At 52.7% G+C, this 16,593-nt stretch carries 15 protein-coding genes; 6 read left to right on the top strand and 9 right to left on the bottom strand.

Features of this window, described 5'->3' with window-relative positions:
* Nucleotide 1 precedes the first annotated feature (1 nt).
* On the top strand, nt 2-481 hold the full coding sequence (gene greA / locus HMF8227_RS08970) for a transcription elongation factor GreA (RefSeq protein ID WP_109339865.1): 480 nt from the start codon (nt 2-4) through the stop codon (nt 479-481).
* A 32-nt stretch (nt 482-513) separates the two neighbouring features.
* Here the strand turns inward: greA and HMF8227_RS08965 are convergent, their stop codons facing one another.
* Both HMF8227_RS08965 and HMF8227_RS08960 read right to left on the bottom strand, forming a co-directional pair.
* Nucleotides 514-1,512, bottom strand: coding sequence for a GGDEF domain-containing protein (locus tag HMF8227_RS08965; RefSeq protein ID WP_109339864.1), 999 nt, complete (start codon nt 1,510-1,512; stop codon nt 514-516).
* 138 nt (nt 1,513-1,650) lie between these two features.
* Entirely contained in the window at nt 1,651-3,297 is a 1,647-nt protein-coding gene (locus HMF8227_RS08960) for an electron transfer flavoprotein-ubiquinone oxidoreductase (RefSeq protein WP_109339863.1), read from the bottom strand.
* 178 nt (nt 3,298-3,475) lie between these two features.
* Here HMF8227_RS08960 and HMF8227_RS08955 point away from each other — a divergent pair, with 178 nt between their 5' ends.
* The 3 genes from HMF8227_RS08955 to HMF8227_RS08945 all read left to right on the top strand — a co-directional run bounded on the left by HMF8227_RS08955 (nt 3,476) and on the right by HMF8227_RS08945 (nt 6,778).
* Nucleotides 3,476-4,225, top strand: coding sequence for an electron transfer flavoprotein subunit beta/FixA family protein (locus HMF8227_RS08955; protein ID WP_109339862.1), 750 nt, complete (start codon nt 3,476-3,478; stop codon nt 4,223-4,225).
* Nucleotides 4,226-5,152 (top strand): electron transfer flavoprotein subunit alpha/FixB family protein, encoded by a 927-nt coding sequence (locus HMF8227_RS08950; protein ID WP_109339861.1) that lies wholly within the window; start codon nt 4,226-4,228, stop codon nt 5,150-5,152.
* A gap of 1,068 nt (nt 5,153-6,220) precedes the next feature.
* Complete coding sequence (locus HMF8227_RS08945; RefSeq protein WP_109339860.1) at nt 6,221-6,778, top strand: hypothetical protein; 558 nt, start codon at nt 6,221-6,223, stop codon at nt 6,776-6,778.
* Between the two features lie 300 nt (nt 6,779-7,078).
* Here the strand turns inward: HMF8227_RS08945 and HMF8227_RS08940 are convergent, their stop codons facing one another.
* From HMF8227_RS08940 to HMF8227_RS08930, 3 genes are all read right to left on the bottom strand, one after another.
* On the bottom strand, nt 7,079-8,416 hold the full coding sequence (locus tag HMF8227_RS08940; protein WP_109339859.1) for a DEAD/DEAH box helicase: 1,338 nt from the start codon (nt 8,414-8,416) through the stop codon (nt 7,079-7,081).
* Between the two features lie 224 nt (nt 8,417-8,640).
* Complete coding sequence (locus tag HMF8227_RS08935) at nt 8,641-9,297, bottom strand: 3-oxoacid CoA-transferase subunit B (protein WP_109339858.1); 657 nt, start codon at nt 9,295-9,297, stop codon at nt 8,641-8,643.
* Nucleotides 9,298-9,309: 12 nt separating this feature from the next.
* On the bottom strand, nt 9,310-10,011 hold the full coding sequence (locus tag HMF8227_RS08930; RefSeq protein ID WP_109339857.1) for a CoA transferase subunit A: 702 nt from the start codon (nt 10,009-10,011) through the stop codon (nt 9,310-9,312).
* A gap of 108 nt (nt 10,012-10,119) precedes the next feature.
* On the opposite strand from HMF8227_RS08930, the gene HMF8227_RS08925 reads away from it, so the two are divergent.
* The gene (locus HMF8227_RS08925; RefSeq protein ID WP_109339856.1) at nt 10,120-11,034 is read left to right on the top strand and encodes a LysR family transcriptional regulator; all 915 of its coding nucleotides are present in this window, start codon (nt 10,120-10,122) and stop codon (nt 11,032-11,034) included.
* Here HMF8227_RS08925 and HMF8227_RS08920 read toward each other — a convergent pair.
* Both HMF8227_RS08920 and HMF8227_RS08915 read right to left on the bottom strand, forming a co-directional pair.
* On the bottom strand, nt 11,018-11,782 hold the full coding sequence (locus HMF8227_RS08920) for a hypothetical protein (protein WP_109339855.1): 765 nt from the start codon (nt 11,780-11,782) through the stop codon (nt 11,018-11,020). The two genes, HMF8227_RS08925 and HMF8227_RS08920, sit on opposite strands and share 17 nt — an antisense overlap.
* A gap of 45 nt (nt 11,783-11,827) precedes the next feature.
* A complete protein-coding gene (locus HMF8227_RS08915) occupies nt 11,828-12,523 on the bottom strand; it encodes a sensor histidine kinase (RefSeq protein WP_109339854.1) in 696 nt (231 codons plus the stop codon).
* A 185-nt stretch (nt 12,524-12,708) separates the two neighbouring features.
* Between HMF8227_RS08915 and cysB the strand changes: the two genes are divergently transcribed.
* A complete protein-coding gene (gene cysB / locus HMF8227_RS08910; RefSeq protein WP_109339853.1) occupies nt 12,709-13,683 on the top strand; it encodes an HTH-type transcriptional regulator CysB in 975 nt (324 codons plus the stop codon).
* A gap of 35 nt (nt 13,684-13,718) precedes the next feature.
* On the opposite strand, the gene HMF8227_RS08905 is transcribed toward cysB, so the two are convergent.
* Together HMF8227_RS08905 and HMF8227_RS08900 are read right to left on the bottom strand one after the other, a co-directional pair.
* Nucleotides 13,719-14,669 carry a universal stress protein gene (locus tag HMF8227_RS08905; protein ID WP_109339852.1) on the bottom strand — a complete coding sequence of 317 codons (951 nt, stop codon included), beginning with the start codon at nt 14,667-14,669 and terminating at the stop codon, nt 13,719-13,721.
* A 13-nt stretch (nt 14,670-14,682) separates the two neighbouring features.
* Nucleotides 14,683-16,359 carry a cation:proton antiporter gene (locus tag HMF8227_RS08900; protein ID WP_109339851.1) on the bottom strand — a complete coding sequence of 559 codons (1,677 nt, stop codon included), beginning with the start codon at nt 16,357-16,359 and terminating at the stop codon, nt 14,683-14,685.
* Nucleotides 16,360-16,593 lie beyond the last annotated feature (234 nt).

The raw sequence follows: 16,593 nt of genomic DNA, 5'->3' as shown, positions 1-16,593 counted from the left end.
GATGCAACAACAAATACCAATGACTGCAAAGGGCGCGGCCATGCTGCGCGAAGAGCTCAATGAGCTGAAATCCGTGAAGCGGCCTCAGATTATCGAGGCGATTTCCGAGGCCCGTGAACATGGTGACCTCAAGGAAAACGCCGAGTATCACGCGGCCCGTGAACAGCAGGCGTTCTGCGAAGGACGGATACAGGACATCGAAGCTAAATTGTCTAACTCGCAGATCATCGATGTCACGAAGATCCCGAATAACGGCAAGGTGATTTTCGGTGCTACGGTGACCTTGCTGGATCTGGATGATGATAAGGAAATCAAATATCAGATCGTGGGGGATGATGAGGCCGATATTAAGAGTAACCTGATATCGGTGAATTCTCCTATTGCCAGGGGGCTTATCGGTAAAGAGCTGGACGATGTGGTATCGATTAAGACACCATCCGGTGTGGTGGAATATGAGATTACCGAAGTCGAGTATATTTAGTCTGAGTCAGTGAAGGACTCATTAAAGCGGCGCTATTCAGCGCCGTTTTTTGTTTCAGAGCTATAAACACTAACCTGATTCTTACCGGAATGTTTTGCCTTATAGAGAGCCTTATCGGCGTAGTCGATAAACTCGTTCATATCCCAGCCAGGTTGATACTGGGCGACACCCAGGCTGCAACTGGTCTGCAGCGCCTCACGAGATTCTAAAGGAATGGATATCGTCGCCATCTTGTATCGGATGCGCTCGGCCAGGCGTGCAGCATTATCAGCATCGCAGTGCGGAACGACGGCCAAAAACTCCTCACCACCGTAACGCCCGACGCGATCGGTTTTGCGAATGAATTGCTGAACGCCCTTGGCGGCGGTTTGCAATAGCTTATCGCCCACCAGGTGGCCATGCTCATCATTGACCCGTTTAAAGTCGTCCATGTCGATCATAATGATGCTCAAGGCCACATCGTAACGCTCGGCACGTTCCATCTCACTTTCCAGCGTCGCCACAATAGTGCGGCGGTTGACCAGATTGGTTAAGGGATCGGTGCTGGCCAGCTTCTCCAGTTGCAAAGTACGCTGTTTGACCTGACGCTCCAGTGAGGCGTTTAAGTTGATCAGCTCCTGATGAGCAGCGTCGAGCTGGTGGTTTTTTTCTCTCAGGGTCTTATTACTGGGAATCGCCAGGGCCTTTGGAATCAGGCGCCAAATCATGATAGCGGTAGCCACTGACACAAGGCCGGTTAAGCTCTTGGCGATGCCTTCGAGAAAGTAGTAGCCGTGCCAGACGTTTACCAGCGACAGCAGATGGGTGACGCCGCAGAGGAAGATAAACGCGGCGAACATTAAAAAGATACTGTCGAATTCCAGATCGTCGCGTTTTCTGACAAGAATAATCAGTGCTATCGGAATGGTGAAGTAGGCCAGGGTGGTGAGCAGGTCGCCGCCAACATGCATCAGCAAGAGATCGCCGCGCCACAGCAGACAATGTCCATGAGGCATTAAGCTCCCATCAAGAAGCCGTCCGATGATCTCCATAAGATATCCTGTCTAGCTAAACTGTTTTTCAGTGTAGTTTAAGCGATCGGATATCGCGTAAATTTAATAGTAATATTCGATACTTAGGTATGTCTGAAGAGAAACTCGCGCTGACGAGCGACGCCAGCGCGGGAGAGTTTACATATTAGGATAATTTGGCCCGCCAGCGCCCTCAGGCACCACCCAGTTGATGTTCTGGCTGGGATCCTTGATATCACAGGTCTTACAATGCACGCAATTTTGCGCGTTGATCTGAAATTGTTTCTCGCCATTATCGTCTTCTACTACCTCATACACGCCGGCAGGGCAGTAGCGCTGGGCTGGTTCGGCGTACTTCGGCAGGTTGACCTGAATCGGAATGCTGCTGTCTTTCAGTTGCAAATGACAGGGCTGATCCTCTTCGTGATTGGTGTTCGACAAGAATACCGACGAGGGCTTATCGAAACTCAGTTTGCCGTCCGGCTTGGGGTAATCAATCTTCTCTGCCTGCTCCACTGTCTGCATGGCAGCGTAATCAGGTTGAGTATCATGGAAGTTGACCGGTAGTTTGCCGCCAAACCAGTTCTGGTCGATGGTATTAAACGCGCCTCCCCAGAACTGCCCCAGCTTATGCATGGCCGGACCAAAGTTACGGCAGGAGTACAGTTCGTTATAAAGCCAGGATTGCTCGAACTGTTCGGTGAACTGCGTCAGTTCGGTTTGCTCTTTGCCGTCCTTTAGAGCCTCAAACACCGACTCTGCGGCGAGCATACCGGATTTCATGGCCGTATGATTACCTTTGATTTTTGCCACATTCAGGGTGCCAGCCTCACAGCCCACCAAGAGGCCGCCAGGGAAGGTCATCCTGGGCAGCGAATGATAGCCGCCCTTGGCAATGGCCCGGGCCCCATAAGACACTCGCTTGCCGCCATCCAGGTACTGCTTAAACACCGGGTGGTGCTTCATGCGCTGAAATTCATCGAAGGGGCTCAGGTAAGGGTTGGCATAATTAAGATCCACGATCAGACCCACCAACACCTGGCCGTTTTCGGCGTGGTACAGGTAACCACCACCGGTGGCGTCATCCAGCGGCCAGCCCGCGCTGTGTACCACCAAACCTGGCTGGTGCTTGTCCGGATCCACATCCCAGATTTCCTTAAAGCCGATGCCGTAGTGCTGCGGATCGCTGTCGTTATCCAACTGATAATGGGCGATCAGATCTTTGCCCAGGTGGCCCCGGGCGCCTTCGGCAAAAATGGTGTACTTGGCTTTTAGCTCCATGCCCGGCATAAAGCTGTCTTTTTCGTCACCGGAGGCGCTGACACCCATATCACCGGTTACCACACCCACGACCTGATCGTCTTCGTTATACAGCACTTCGGCAGCGGCAAAGCCGGGGAAGATCTCAACGCCTAGCTGTTCGGCCTGTTCGGCCAGCCAGCGACAGACATTACCCATGCTGACGATGTAATTGCCCTGATTATGCAACGTCTTTGGCACGGCAAAGCCAGGCAGTTTGCTGGCCTTGTTGTCGTCTTTGAGCAGGTAGATGTGATCTTCGGTGACCGGGGTATTCAGTGGTGCGCCGCGTTTCTCCCAGTCAGGAAAGAGTTCATTTAACGACTTAGGGTCCAGTACCGCGCCGGACAGGATATGGGCACCCACCTCGGAGCCTTTTTCGACCACACAGATCATCAGTTCCTGATCATTGTCTTTGGCCAGTTGGCCCAATCGACAGGCGGTAGCCAGTCCGGCCGGACCGGCCCCGACGATGACTACATCAAACTCCATGGATTCTCTTTCCACACTGCCCCCTTAGCTGTATGCAAACAGTTACAAACTTGGTCTATATACTTTAAAAGTATGTAAATAAAAACGGTGGCACAAGGGTAGATTGGGTTGACGTTTACGTCAACAGAAAGTAACTTTAGCTCAAAATTCGCCTGTAAAGGCGGCACAAAAAACACTGAAAGGTGGTAATAACATGAAGATACTGGTCCCTATCAAGCGCGTGATCGACTACAACGTCAAGGTCCGCGTTAAATCCGACAACACCGGGGTGGATCTGGCCAACACCAAGATGGCCATGAACCCTTTTTGTGAAATTGCCGTGGAAGAGGCGGTACGCCTGAAAGAAGCGGGCAAGGCCGACGAGGTGGTGGTGGTTTCCATCGGTGATAAAGCCTGTCAGGAACAGCTACGCACCGCGCTGGCACTGGGTGCCGATCGCGCCATCCAGATTGAGCAGGAAGACGCACTGGACTCCCTTAACGTTGCCAAGCTGCTGCAAAAACTGGTTGAGAAAGAGCAGCCAGAGCTGGTGATCCTGGGAAAACAGTCCATCGACTCGGATAACAACCAAACCGGTCAGATGCTTGCCGCGCTATTAGATTGGCCGCAGGGCACCTTTGCCTCCAAGGTCGAACTGGGCGAGGGCAGTGTGCAGGTGACCCGTGAAGTAGACGGCGGCCTGCAAACGGTGGAGCTGGATATGCCCGCCATTGTCACCACTGACCTGCGCTTAAACGAGCCTCGCTACGCCTCGTTGCCCAACATTATGAAAGCCAAGCGTAAGCCGCTGGAGACCTTAAGCGCCGAAGAGCTGGGAGTTGAGCTGAAAAACACCGTGCAGACACTTAAAGTCACGCCGCCGCCAGAGCGTCAGGGCGGTATCAAGGTGGAAAGCGTGGATGAGCTGTTGGATAAACTGAAAAACGAAGCGAAGGTGATTTAAATGGCGGTATTAGTTTATGCAGAACACGACGGTCAGGCGTTAAAACCCGAGACCGGCAAGCTGGTCAGTGCCGCCAGACAAATGGGCGATGAGCTGCACCTGTTAGTGGCTGGGGATAACTGCCAGGCCATGGCCGAAGCGGCGGCAAAATATGAGGGTGTGGCTAAGGTGCTCGTCGCCGAGCACGCCAACTACGCCCATCAACTGGCCGAGCCGGTAGCCGCCCTGGTGCAGGAGCTGGGTAAAGACTACAGCCATATTGTGGCGGCGGCTTCCACCACGGGCAAAAACTTTATGCCCCGTGCGGCGGCGCTGCTGGATGTGAATATGATCTCCGACATCATCGCCGTGGACAGCGACGATACCTTTGTGCGGCCCATCTACGCCGGCAACGCCATCGCTACGGTGCAGTCTTCGGACGCCATCAAGGTGATTACCGTGCGCGCCAGTGCCTTTGAAGATACAGCCGAAGGCGGCGGTGCCGAGGTGCAGGCGCTGGATCTGGCAAAAGATTACGCCAAGTCCCGTTTCGCGGGCGAGCAGTTAACCGAGTCCGAGCGTCCCGAACTGACTGCCGCCAAGGTGGTGATTTCCGGTGGCCGTGGCATGCAAAACGGCGACAATTTCAAGCTGCTGGAAGGAATTGCCGATAAGCTCGGTGCCGGCATCGGCGCTTCACGTGCCGCCGTGGATGCGGGCTTTGTGCCCAATGATATGCAGGTGGGTCAGACCGGTAAGATTGTCGCCCCCGATTTGTATATCGCGGTGGGCATTTCCGGCGCCATCCAACATCTGGCGGGCATGAAAGACTCCAAGGTGATCGTGGCCATCAACAAGGATGAAGAAGCGCCTATCTTCCAGGTGGCCGATTACGGCCTGGTGGGAGATTTGTTTGAGGTGTTGCCCGAGCTGGAAAGCAAACTGTAATCAGGGCTTTCTGGTTTCTTAATTAACCAAACCCGGCCTTGAGCCGGGTTTGTTGTTTTTGGCTACTCCATCGCCAAATCGCATTTGGTGACCCATGACTCGATCAGGGGGCCATTGCCGATATTACTTGTGGAGCCTAAGTGAGCTGCCACCCCAAAACTGGTTCGGGGCCCAGTTCTTTTGCGAGTACCCTGCATACCCCCTCGTCGCCCCGGCGAAGGCTGGGGCCTAGTCCTTTTAGTTTTTACTGAGTAGCCAAGATACTGAATTTGAGGTGGATTCCACCTTTGGCCTCCCTGCCCAATACGACACGCCATTCCCTGGCGTGCCGCCCCTTTTAGAAAGACCCAAAAGGGGCGAAAAGGTCTTAGGTCGCTCCTGACTTTCCGGGAACCTTGCCGAACCAAGGCTCTTACAGCATCGAACCGGCTCAAGGTAGCATCCTGCAAAGCTATCGCCTCGCGAAATCGTCCAGGATTTCGCGTTCGATTGAGCCTTGGCACGGTAAGGGAAAGTCAAAGCGACAGGGATTAAACCTAACCACCAGAGCCACCCTGAGCCTGTCTCAGGGTCTCCAAAATAATCACGAAAACCAAGGTCTTGCACCAACCGGCCCGTTAAAACACCCTGTGGCGGGCAGGCGCCGGAAAAAGTGGGTTAAATTTCAGGGGTGAAAACCGTTTAAAAATCGCGGGAGCGCGCAGCGATTTTAGGTTTGAACGCGAAGGCAAGGGATGCCGAAGCTGGACTTGGGCAGAGGCATGGATAGCCGATGACCAAGAAAATCGAGCGTAGACGAACAGGGAGTGAGTGTGAGCGACCGACTTCTTACTTTCTCCAAAGGCAGACGTTCTAACCTCTTGAATCACTGAGCATATGCGATTAGCTTATGTTTATACACAGACCCGACTAAACCCGGTTCTCGCTTTCCCCAAAGCCAATCCAAACGCTGGCAGGGACCGGATGGACTCAGGATATTAAAAAATAAGGAGATTTTATGCTGATAGCCCCTTCAAGTCCTCTGCGGTTTAACCAGAATTTAATATAAAAAGCTGTTAGACAACAACTATGGACATCAACCGACTCGCTACAGCATATTTTCAGTACTTATTGAATAAAGCGGATGAAGAACGGAAAATCAATCGAGAGATTGAGGAGAGTGTTTATTATAAATTACTTTCAGCGGTGGTACCGGCAAAGGATTTGAAAACGGTTTTTGATCGATATAGGCAAAAAAGTGATTCTTTTTCTGATACCGATTGGCACACGTTGAATTCAAAAATTATACAAAGTGGTATTGTTGTAAATGACAAGTGCGTACTCTTTCATGGTGGAGCCAAACAAATCAAGCACGAAATCAAGCCAGTATCATTTTCGACTCATCCGGGATATGCCTTTTGGCACGCCAAAAAACATCATAATCATCAGCCAAATGGCAAGCAGATATTCATTTACATATTAAGGCTAGAGTCGAACGCAAAACTGAGAGCTTGTGTCGATTTTAATGATTCTGATTATGGCCATGAAAACGAAGTGCTTTCTCAAGCTGGCATAAAAATCGAAGAAAGACAAAGAAAAGAGGCATTTGAAAATGTATTCATGATTGAGGGGGTTGTTCATGCCTAACAATTCAATCGAGCAAGGCGCTCCCGCTGGTCGTGCAGGACTCGCGCTTCGCGCTCGCCTCTCATTAAAGCGTTATCGCATTAACGATAGTTGGCTATAAGAAAAACAACCGTGACCTTATGTTACTCGGTGCGGTTGCCGTCACATTTTGCTTTGTCGGCTTAGAGTTTATTGTTAGTTTTGCTGAGGGCCTGGAAGGGGTCTAAATGCTTGGGTTCAACTTGTTTAGAGGGGGGCTATCAACACTGGATGATAGCCATTTGTCAGCCACCATCTGGAGGCTGGCGGTAACCGAAATAGTTACTCTTCCTCGGGTTTCGGCCTTGGCTTTTTCTTAATCAGCAGCGGCTTATCGCCCACATCCTCACCGGCGAAGGTGTTGATGCGTTTGACCGGTTTCTTTTGTTTTGTCTTGCCGTTATTACCCTGAGCGCCTTTCTGTGAGGCTTTGGCCCATTTGCCGGTGCGCTTATTGGGTTTCGCCTTAAAGCCGCTGAATTTGGCGGCCAGGCCGTCTAGCTCGGTAAATTCCGGCTGTTGGTGAATAAAGTCGCGAATGGCGACAAAGCTATTCCAGTCTTTGGGGCCAACAAAGGAGTAGGCGCTGCCCTGATTACCGGCACGGCCGGTACGGCCGACGCGGTGGACGTATTCCTCGGCTTGTTTTGGCAGGTCGAAGTTGACCACTAAAGACACTTTGAGCAGATCTAGGCCGCGCGAGGCCACATCGGTGGTCACCAGAATTTTAAAGTGGCCGCGGCTGAACTCACTCATAATGTGGCTGCGCTGCGCCTGGGTTTGCTCACCGGACAGGCCCATGCTCTTGTAACCTTGCTCGCTCACTAACTTGGCGAGGCGGTCGGTATCTTCACGGGTGGCGGTAAAGATGATCGCCTGCTGAAAGTGTTGCTGTTTTAGCAGAGCGTTCAGCAAGGCCTCTTTATGCTCGATATGATCGGCAAAGATAAACTTCTGCTCGATGTCTTTATGCTCTTCACCGGCTGCACCCAAAGAAATGCGCTGGGGCGCGTTGAGCATCTCACGGGTCAGCTCGTGCAGTTCAGCGTTATCCAGGGTGGCTGAATACATCAGGGTCTGGCGCTTGCGGTGGTCAGCGGCGGCGTCGATGGCCTTGAGCTGCTCACTAAAGCCTAAATCCAGCATGCGGTCGGCTTCGTCCAGAATCAATAGCTCCAGCCCGTTTAAGAACAGGCTGCGGTCTTTGAGGTGATCGGCGATGCGCCCGGCCGTGCCCACCACAAATTGAGGGTCCTTGCGCAGGGCTTTAACCTGATCGTTAAAGTTTTCGCCGCCCAGTACCAGTGCGCTTTTCAGGCCGATACCGTCGGTCAGGCTCTTAAGCTGGGAAAACACCTGTTTAGCCAGTTCGCGGGTGGGGGCCAGAATCAGCACTCTGGGGTCTTTCTTGCTCAGCGCCTTGGTTCTTAGCACCCGTTGAATGGCCGGAATCAGGTAGGCCAGTGTCTTACCGGAGCCGGTCTTGGAAGAGACGATAAGATCCTTATGTTGCAGCGCCGGGGCAATGCCTTTGGCTTGGATCTCGGTGGCTTCTTCGAAGCCTTTACGCTCCAGAGTTTGGGTCAGGCGATGATCGAGGGGCAGTTCAGAAAAGTGCAAGAAAGGTGTCCGTTACGCGAAAGTTAGGCCAATTATACGCGCGAAGGGCGCTGGGGTAAAAGTGATTCGCCGGGGGAGTGGTAATGATGGGAATGTATCGGGCGAAAGCATTGTCGATAAGCAGACCTTGTGAGACAGGACGTCGAAGAAGAGCGTCCATGGACGGATTCACAGCGTGTCTGTGTTCGGCAATGCTTCCTCCCAACTATAGAAGTAAAAGGGGGTTAAATACGCATCTCCGGAATATCGCCGTTAACCACCAGTTCGCCTTCGGTCTTTTCGCGGATTTCATCCACGGATACACCCGGTGCGCGCTCTACCAGATGGAAGGCGCCTTCTTTGACTTCCAGCATCGCCAGATCGGTGATGATGTGGGTGATACAGTTAACCCCGGTCAGCGGCAGCTTACATTCTTTAAGCAGCTTTGAGTTACCGTGTTTGTCGGCGTGAGTCATGGTGACGATGATGTTCTTGGCACCGGCCACCAAATCCATCGCGCCGCCCATGCCTTTTACCAGCTTGCCGGGGATCATCCAGGAGGCGATGTTACCGTTGCAGTCCACCTCGAAAGCACCCAGTACGGTGAAATCCACATGGCCGCCGCGGATCATGGCAAAGCTTTCCGCCGAGCTGAAAATCGACGCGCCTACGGAGGCGGTCACGGTTTCTTTACCGGCGTTGATCATATCGGCGTCCACTTCATCTTCGGTGGGGTAGCGGCCCATGCCGAGTAGGCCGTTTTCCGATTGCAGCATTACCGCAACGCCATCGGGGACATAGTTGGCGGCCAGGGTCGGAATGCCGATGCCCAGGTTCACATAGCTGCCGTCTTTAAATTCTTGCGCCACTCGCATGGCAATCTGTTCACGGGTTAGTGCCATTGTTGTTCTCCTTTATGCGTCGCGGGTGACTTTGCGTTCGATGCGTTTTTCAAACTGGCCCTGGATCACGCGATCCACATAGATGCCCGGCGTTTGAATTTCAGTGGGAGCCAACTCGCCCGGCTGGACGATTTCTTCGGCTTCCACCACGGTGATCTTACCGGCGGTGGCGGCCATGGGATTGAAGTTCTGCGCCGTATGGCGGTAGATGCAGTTGCCCATGGTGTCGGCTTTCCAGGCACGGACGATGGCGAAATCGCCGGTCACCGACTCTTCCAGGATGTGGGGGCGGCCGTTAAACTCGCGCACTTCCTTACCTTCGCCTACGGGTGTGCCGTAGCCGGTGGCGGTATAAAAAGCTGGAATGCCTGCGCCGCCAGCGCGCATCTTCTCGGCCAGTGTGCCCTGAGGCGTCAGTTCCACTTCCAATTCGCCGTCTAATAGCTGCTTTTCAAACAGGGCGTTTTCGCCCACGTAAGAGGCCACCATCTTCTTGATCTGATGCTTTTCCAGCAGCAGGCCCAGGCCAAAGCCGTCCACACCACAGTTATTGGAGACCACGGTCAGACCCTTGGTGCCCATTTTTTGGATCTGAGCGATCAGCCCTTCGGGAATGCCGCACAGCCCAAAGCCACCGGCGATGATGGTCATATCGTCTTTCAGACCGGCCATGGCCTCGTCATAGCTGGCAACAACCTTATTAAATCCTGACATGGGATTGCTCCTATTATTATTGTCAGACAGGGTAAGTGTTGAACAAGTATTGGATAATGTGTATTTTTTGTAAAATTGATTTAATTTAGCTTTTAATAAAAATAATTTATGTCTGCAATCTCCCATCGGCAACTGCAGGTGTTTGTGCAACTGGCACAAAGTGGCTCCTTTGCCGAGGCCGCCGAGCGCTTGCACCTGTCCCAACCGGCATTATCCATTGCCTTGGGTAAGTTTGAACAGCATATTGGCGGACGGCTGTTCAGTCGCACCAAAAGATCCGTGAGTCTGACGCCCGAGGGGCAGGCGTTTTTACCAGTGGCGCGGCGATTGCTGCATGACTGGGAGGAAGCCTTCAGTGACCTGCACAACCTGTTCGCCATGCAGCGGGGTAAGCTGACGATTGCCGCTATGCCGTCGTTTGCCAATAGTTTGTTGCCCGGCGTACTGTCGGCCTTCCACCGGCGTTGGCCGCAGATAAATTTAACGGTACAGGATGTGGTGATGGAACGGGTCATCGAGTCGGTGCAGAAGGGGCGGGCAGAACTGGGGGTCAGCTTTGAATCGGAGCGCGCCGAGGGGATGGAGTTTACCCCCCTATTTGATGACGAATTTTTGATGATTATGCCCAGGGCCCACTCTTTGTGTGCAAAAGACCGGCTTGGCTGGGAAGTCCTAGCCGAACATCATTATATTGCGATGAACCGGGGCTCAGCGCTTAGGAGCTGGTGTGATCGGGCCTTGGCAAATGTCGGTGTGCAGAGCTCGCCGGTGGCGGAAGCCAGTCAGCTCTCCACGGTGGGGGAGCTGGTGTCTGCGGGTCTGGGAGTGGCAGTGGTCCCGGCGTTGTGTAAGCGGGAGATGACCCGCCGAGGCCTGGAGTGCCGCCCAATGGAGAAGGGGTCCGGGGTACGGCGAGTCGGGGTGTTTCGGCGTAGCCGAGCCAGTATTTCGATACCGGCTCAGGCCTGTATGGAACTACTGAGCGCCTATGACTGGCAGGCTCAGCTTACCACTTCTTCTTAGGGGCAAATAATTCGTCCAGCTCGTCTTTATTTTCTTCTCGTTGTCTGGCGCGGTCGGCGGCGTTGGCATCCCGCAGGCTGGAGTTAATATCTTCCAATAAATCGGTGATCTCCTGATGCCGTGCCTGGGTGTATTCGTTGGCAACGGCCTGTGCGTTTAGGGCAACCAGCGCTTTCTCAAAATATTGACGAGCCGAACCGAGCATATTGCCACTTAACGCGGCTTTACCGCGACGCAGCAGGGTGTCCACATTTACTCGCAGTTGCATGCGGTCCAGGCGTTTGTCCTCTTCGCTAAACACATGCGGGTCGACTTTGCCTTTGCTGTTCTCGGCGCGAAGCATGGTGCGAATCTTCTTAATGCCCTGAATCAGCGTGATGACCTGTTTATCGTTTTCCGGAATCGTGAAATTAGTTTCCGCTGGTGGCGGTTCGTCCTCGTTAATCGACGATACGCGCTCTTCGGCATCCTTGATACGGTTCTTGATGTCCATGGCTTTGGGGTTAACGTCCTGCATGGATTTAAGGGCATTCAACACCCGGTTGTGCAACACCTTAAGTAATTTATTGGACACCGGGATATAAGCCGCAGCGGCCAGCGCATCTTCAGTTTCATCGATGACGAGCTTTAACTTCTGACTTTGCGCCCGTCGTTCGGCTTCCACCTGTTCTTTGTGTTGCTGGATTGCGTTGATAACGACGGCCACGATGATAAGCGCGACAATCAGTCCAATAATTATGGCAAACATAAGCTGGTCACTTTTTAAGTCTCTACATTATATAGCGGCGCTGCCCTAGGGCAGCTTTAATAAAAATCGGCTGCCGCCCAGGCTGCCGCCGTTTTCCATTTGAATACTGCCTCGCACGCCATTGTTTTGATGGGCGGAGGCGATCATCCGGGCAAAAAACAAGCCCAGACCGGTTCGGCCACTGCTGATATCAAAGTGCTGCATATCGGCGGTGCCCGCTTTTAACATTTGTTCCGGGTAGCCATCGCCGTCATCTTCCAACAGAAAGCACAGCTGATCGTCCTCGACGTAAGTGGTCAGCTTTATCTGTTTGCGGCAATAGCGCATGGCGTTAACCAGAATATCATTGAGTAGCACGATAACCAGATCCGCATCCATAAACCAGGTCAATTCCGGATCTTGCTGCTCCACCTCCAGACTGAGCCCGCGGTTGTGCATGTAACCTTCATGAGTGGCGATGATATCGTCCACTACATCTTCCAGAACGTGTTCATCAATATTCAGTGGCAGGCGCTGTTTCTCGGCGCGGTACAGTGATAACAACTGCATTAGGCCGGTATTGACCCGGGATGCTTCGTAGTGCAGTCGAGCCAGGTTTTCATTGGCTTCAGGCGCGTCTTTGGGGACCAGTTCGTTCAGGCTCTCGATGGACTGCAAGAGCAGACACAAGGAGTTTTTCATGTCGTGGACCCCAGCGGCAAGTACCGACGAGAAGTCTATTTGGTCCGAACTGTCATGCATAGCGACGCTAACTTATTAACTATCATATGGTTTTATATCAATAGTGGCCTTTATTCGCCACATTTTTCCTGTCATTATCCAAACTGACAACAGGATTTCCTAAAATTATATGGAATGACTGTGTTTGTCAGTATATTTAAATATTATAATGGGAATCACCACATAACCGAGAGTCAGACCTCAGGATGAAATTACAACAACTGCGTTACATTGTCGAAGTGCTCAACAATAACCTGAATGTGTCCGCCACGGCGGAGAACCTGTTCACCTCCCAGCCAGGGATCAGTAAACAGGTGCGCATGCTGGAAGACGAGTTGGGGATTCAGATCTTTGGTCGCAGCGGTAAGCATCTGACTCATGTGACCGAGGCCGGGCAGGAAGTGATCAATATCTCTCGAGAGATCCTGGCTAAGGTAGAGAGCATTAAAGCGGTGGCGCGCGAGCACACATTGCCGGATCAAGGAAAACTGAATATCGCCACAACTCATACTCAGGCCCGCTATGCGCTGCCCGATGTGATAAAAGGCTTTATGAGCAAATATCCCAGAGTGTCCCTGCATATGCACCAGGGGACGCCCTCACAGATCAGTGACCTGGCCGCTAAGGGCGAAGCCGACTTCGCCATTGCCACTGAGGCTCTGCATCTTTATAACGACCTGGTAATGTTGCCCTGCTACCACTGGAATCGCAGTATTATCGTTAATCGGGACCATCCCCTGGCTAAGAAGACTTCCATCACCATTGATGATATCGCCAAAGAGCCGCTGGTGACTTACGTGTTTGGCTTTACCGGCCGTTCAGAGCTGGATGAGGCCTTTAAAAAGGCCGGTTACGAGCCGAAAATTGTGTTTACCGCGACTGATGCCGATGTGATTAAAACTTATGTGCGTCTGGGTGTTGGTATTGGGGTGATCGCGTCAATGGCGGTGAATGAGGATCTGGACGAGGATTTGGTGAAAATCGATGCCAGTCATCTGTTTAAGTACAGCACTACCAAGATAGGCTTCCGCAAAGGGTCTTTCCTGCGTAATTACATGTATGAGTTTATCGAGCGCTTTGCCCCGCACCTGACCAAGGATGTGGTGGAAAAAGCCATGATGCAGAAGTCCAATGAGGACATCGAGAAGATGTTTAAGGATCTCACTCTGCCAGTGAAATAAGGGCCAGTCCGATTATTGCAGTGAGCCCGGCTAATTTAGCCGGGCTCTTTTGTTTCTGGTCCGGTCTGTTCAGGAGCCTGAGGTTTGATAACCAATATAGAGCAGGGGGTGCGTTGCAGTAAGGTCTCTGCCGTATTGCCGATCAGCAGCCCCTCCACGCCCTTGCGGTTGAGGCTGGCAATAATCATCAGGTCGATATGTAACTCGGTAACCATGCCGGTAAGGGTGCTGACGGGCGAACCATGCCTGAGGTGGGTGTGCACCTCTGCCGCTGAAGCTTCGTCGGTGTCGTCCAGAAGAGTCTGCATCCGCGATTCCAGCTTACGCTCCAGACGTTGATTGATTTGCTCAAAGTCCGCTTCATCGATACCGCCTCGGATCTGTAGGTAGCCCTCGTTTTCCAGCGCCCAGGCACAACCAAGATGAAATTGCGCATTTAACTGGTCCGCAAGTGTCATACCTGTGTCAATCAGACGTCTGGCCAAGGCATCGGTTTGTGGCGTTTCGGCCTGCAGATCAACGGCCGACAATAAGCGCTTGGGCATCCTGGCGTCCTTGTGGATGGCCCAGACCGGCAGCGGACAGCGCCGGATCAGTTGCATGGCGGTGGTGCCAAACAGGTATCCTTGCAAGGAGTGCTCAACGGTAGCGCTGATGGCGATTAAATCGATGGCCTGTTGCCTTGCACACAGACTGGCCTGCTCTGAAGTATTCCCCCACAGCACCTGAATTGCGACCTCAATGCCAGCGTCTTCGAAGTGACCCGCCAGTGCCGATAGTTGCGTCCTGGCGTTGTGCTCTGCCTGTTCCTGCATCAGCGCATCCAGGCCTTCTGACAAACCAAACAAAGAGGTGCTGGGTGTCAGTACCGTCAGCAGGGTGACCTTAGCGTCAAGCTTGCCGGCGAAACGTTTGACCATCGCCACGGCATTGTCCTGATTGCTCTCAGGGGTGGATACAAACAGAATGTGTTTAAATCGAATCATGGCTATTCTCCTGTCAATCCTTTCTATTAGGTTGTTTGAGCCAGTTGGCAATATGTTCAGCGCCCACGCTGAATGGCATCACCACTTCATCGGCACCTTCGGCCCATAGTTTGTCTTTTTCTGTTGAGTGATAACTGGTGACCGCGATTTTGCCGCTGTATTGGTGATGCTTCAGGGCCTGGATCAGGGCAATTCTGGGATCATTATGGCCTAACTGATGGGCGCTGCCGGGGAGAGTCGAGATAATCCAGCGCGCGCCGAGAACCGGCAAATAGTCCAGGAGTGCCGGGTCGGTGGCATCGCCATAAAAGGCATCCACCTGTCTGTTTCGCCAGCGCTGGATGATATCCGGATTGAAGTCCACCACCGCGATGGTCAGTCCGGTATTAAGCAGCGACTCGGCAAGCTCTGAACCGAAGCGGCCTAAGCCGTAAACGACCACGTCGTAGTGGCGGTTATAGTGCACTGGGTCGGCCTCGTAGGCTTCTTCCCGAAATGGATGCTGGCGTTCGAAGGGTTTTAGCAGAGCCGCGAGCTTGTCGTACAGGGAGTGAGAATAAGTGATCATATACACCGACAAGGCGATGGTTATCAGCCCGACTAAGGTGACTAAGCCGAGCGTAGATTGGTTGAGATGGCCCAGGCTGATGCCCATGGCAACGAAAATCAGGGAGAATTCGCTGATTTGAGCCACGGTGAGTCCCGCCAGGAATCCCGTCCGTCGACGAAAGCCCATATAGCCCATGATGATCACCACAATTAACGGATTACCGACAAGTACAAACAGTGACAGGACCAATGCGGCTCCCATCTGTTCGCCCAGCAGGCTTAAGTCCAGTTGGGTGCCCAGCGCCATAAAGAAAAACAGTAACAGGAAATCCCTTAATGAAGAGAGCCTGGAAATGATGGACTCCCGGTAAGGCGTGGATGCCAGAGCAATGCCGGCCAGCAAACCACCCAGCTCTTTACTGAGTCCCAAAGTATCGCCTAAGGACGCCAGTAAGGCCGCCAGGCCGATGCTGAACACCAGTAACAGTTCAGGCACCTTGGCGACCTGATGCAAAATGGGCTTGGCCAGATAACGGCTGAACAGCAACACGGCCAACACCAAACCGATACCGCTGACAGCCACCCTTAGTAACGGATGGAGGTCTTCTGTGGCGCTTTGCCCCATGGCTGACAGGCTGATCATGGCAAACACCACCACCAGATCCTGCACAATCAGGAATCCGATGGCGATTTGCCCGTGCAGGGAATCCACCTCTTTCTTGTCCGACAGCAGCTTGACGATGATGATGGTGCTGGAAAAGGTCAGTGCTACGGCCACATAAGCGGAGGTGACCCAGTCCATCCCCAGCGCCAGACAAATTGCCATGCCAATAACCGAGGTGAAAATAACCTGACCCAGACCAGTGGCTAGCGATACCGTTCCCAGGGTTTTAAACAGTTTGATGTCGAGCTTGAGTCCCACCAAAAATAGCAATACGGCAATGGCCAGTTCGGCCAGTAGCTGGATACTTTGCTGGTTTTGCACCACGTCGAACACACCGGGACCAGCCAGAATACCCACGGCGATAAAGCCGACGATCATTGGCTGTCGCAATAGCAGGCAAACGAGGCCGATAAGCGCGGCCATAACCAGAAGGGTGGTGAGTTCATAGAAAGGATGACTGTGAATGAGCTCAAGCATGGGGCAGATTCCCTGACAACCAGCTCAAACTATATGCAAGATCAGGAAAAACCGCCAAACAGTAAAAAACGAATGATTTGCTTTAGAACAAAAGACTTAACTTGATAAGGAAAGTTGACAGAAAGCAGCAGGTTAGACCGAACCTCCGTGTTCGGTAAAGAAACGGCTTTAACATTCGATAATGTTAACGGCCAAGCCTCCACGAGCCGTTGACTGTTTTTAGGCGCTCCGCGT

This window comes from Saliniradius amylolyticus (genome assembly GCF_003143555.1).
GTDB classification, from domain to species: Bacteria; Pseudomonadota; Gammaproteobacteria; order Enterobacterales; family Alteromonadaceae; genus Saliniradius; species Saliniradius amylolyticus.
The sequence above is the reverse complement of the archived record's forward strand: the minus strand, read 5'-3'. Positions and strand labels throughout refer to the sequence as shown.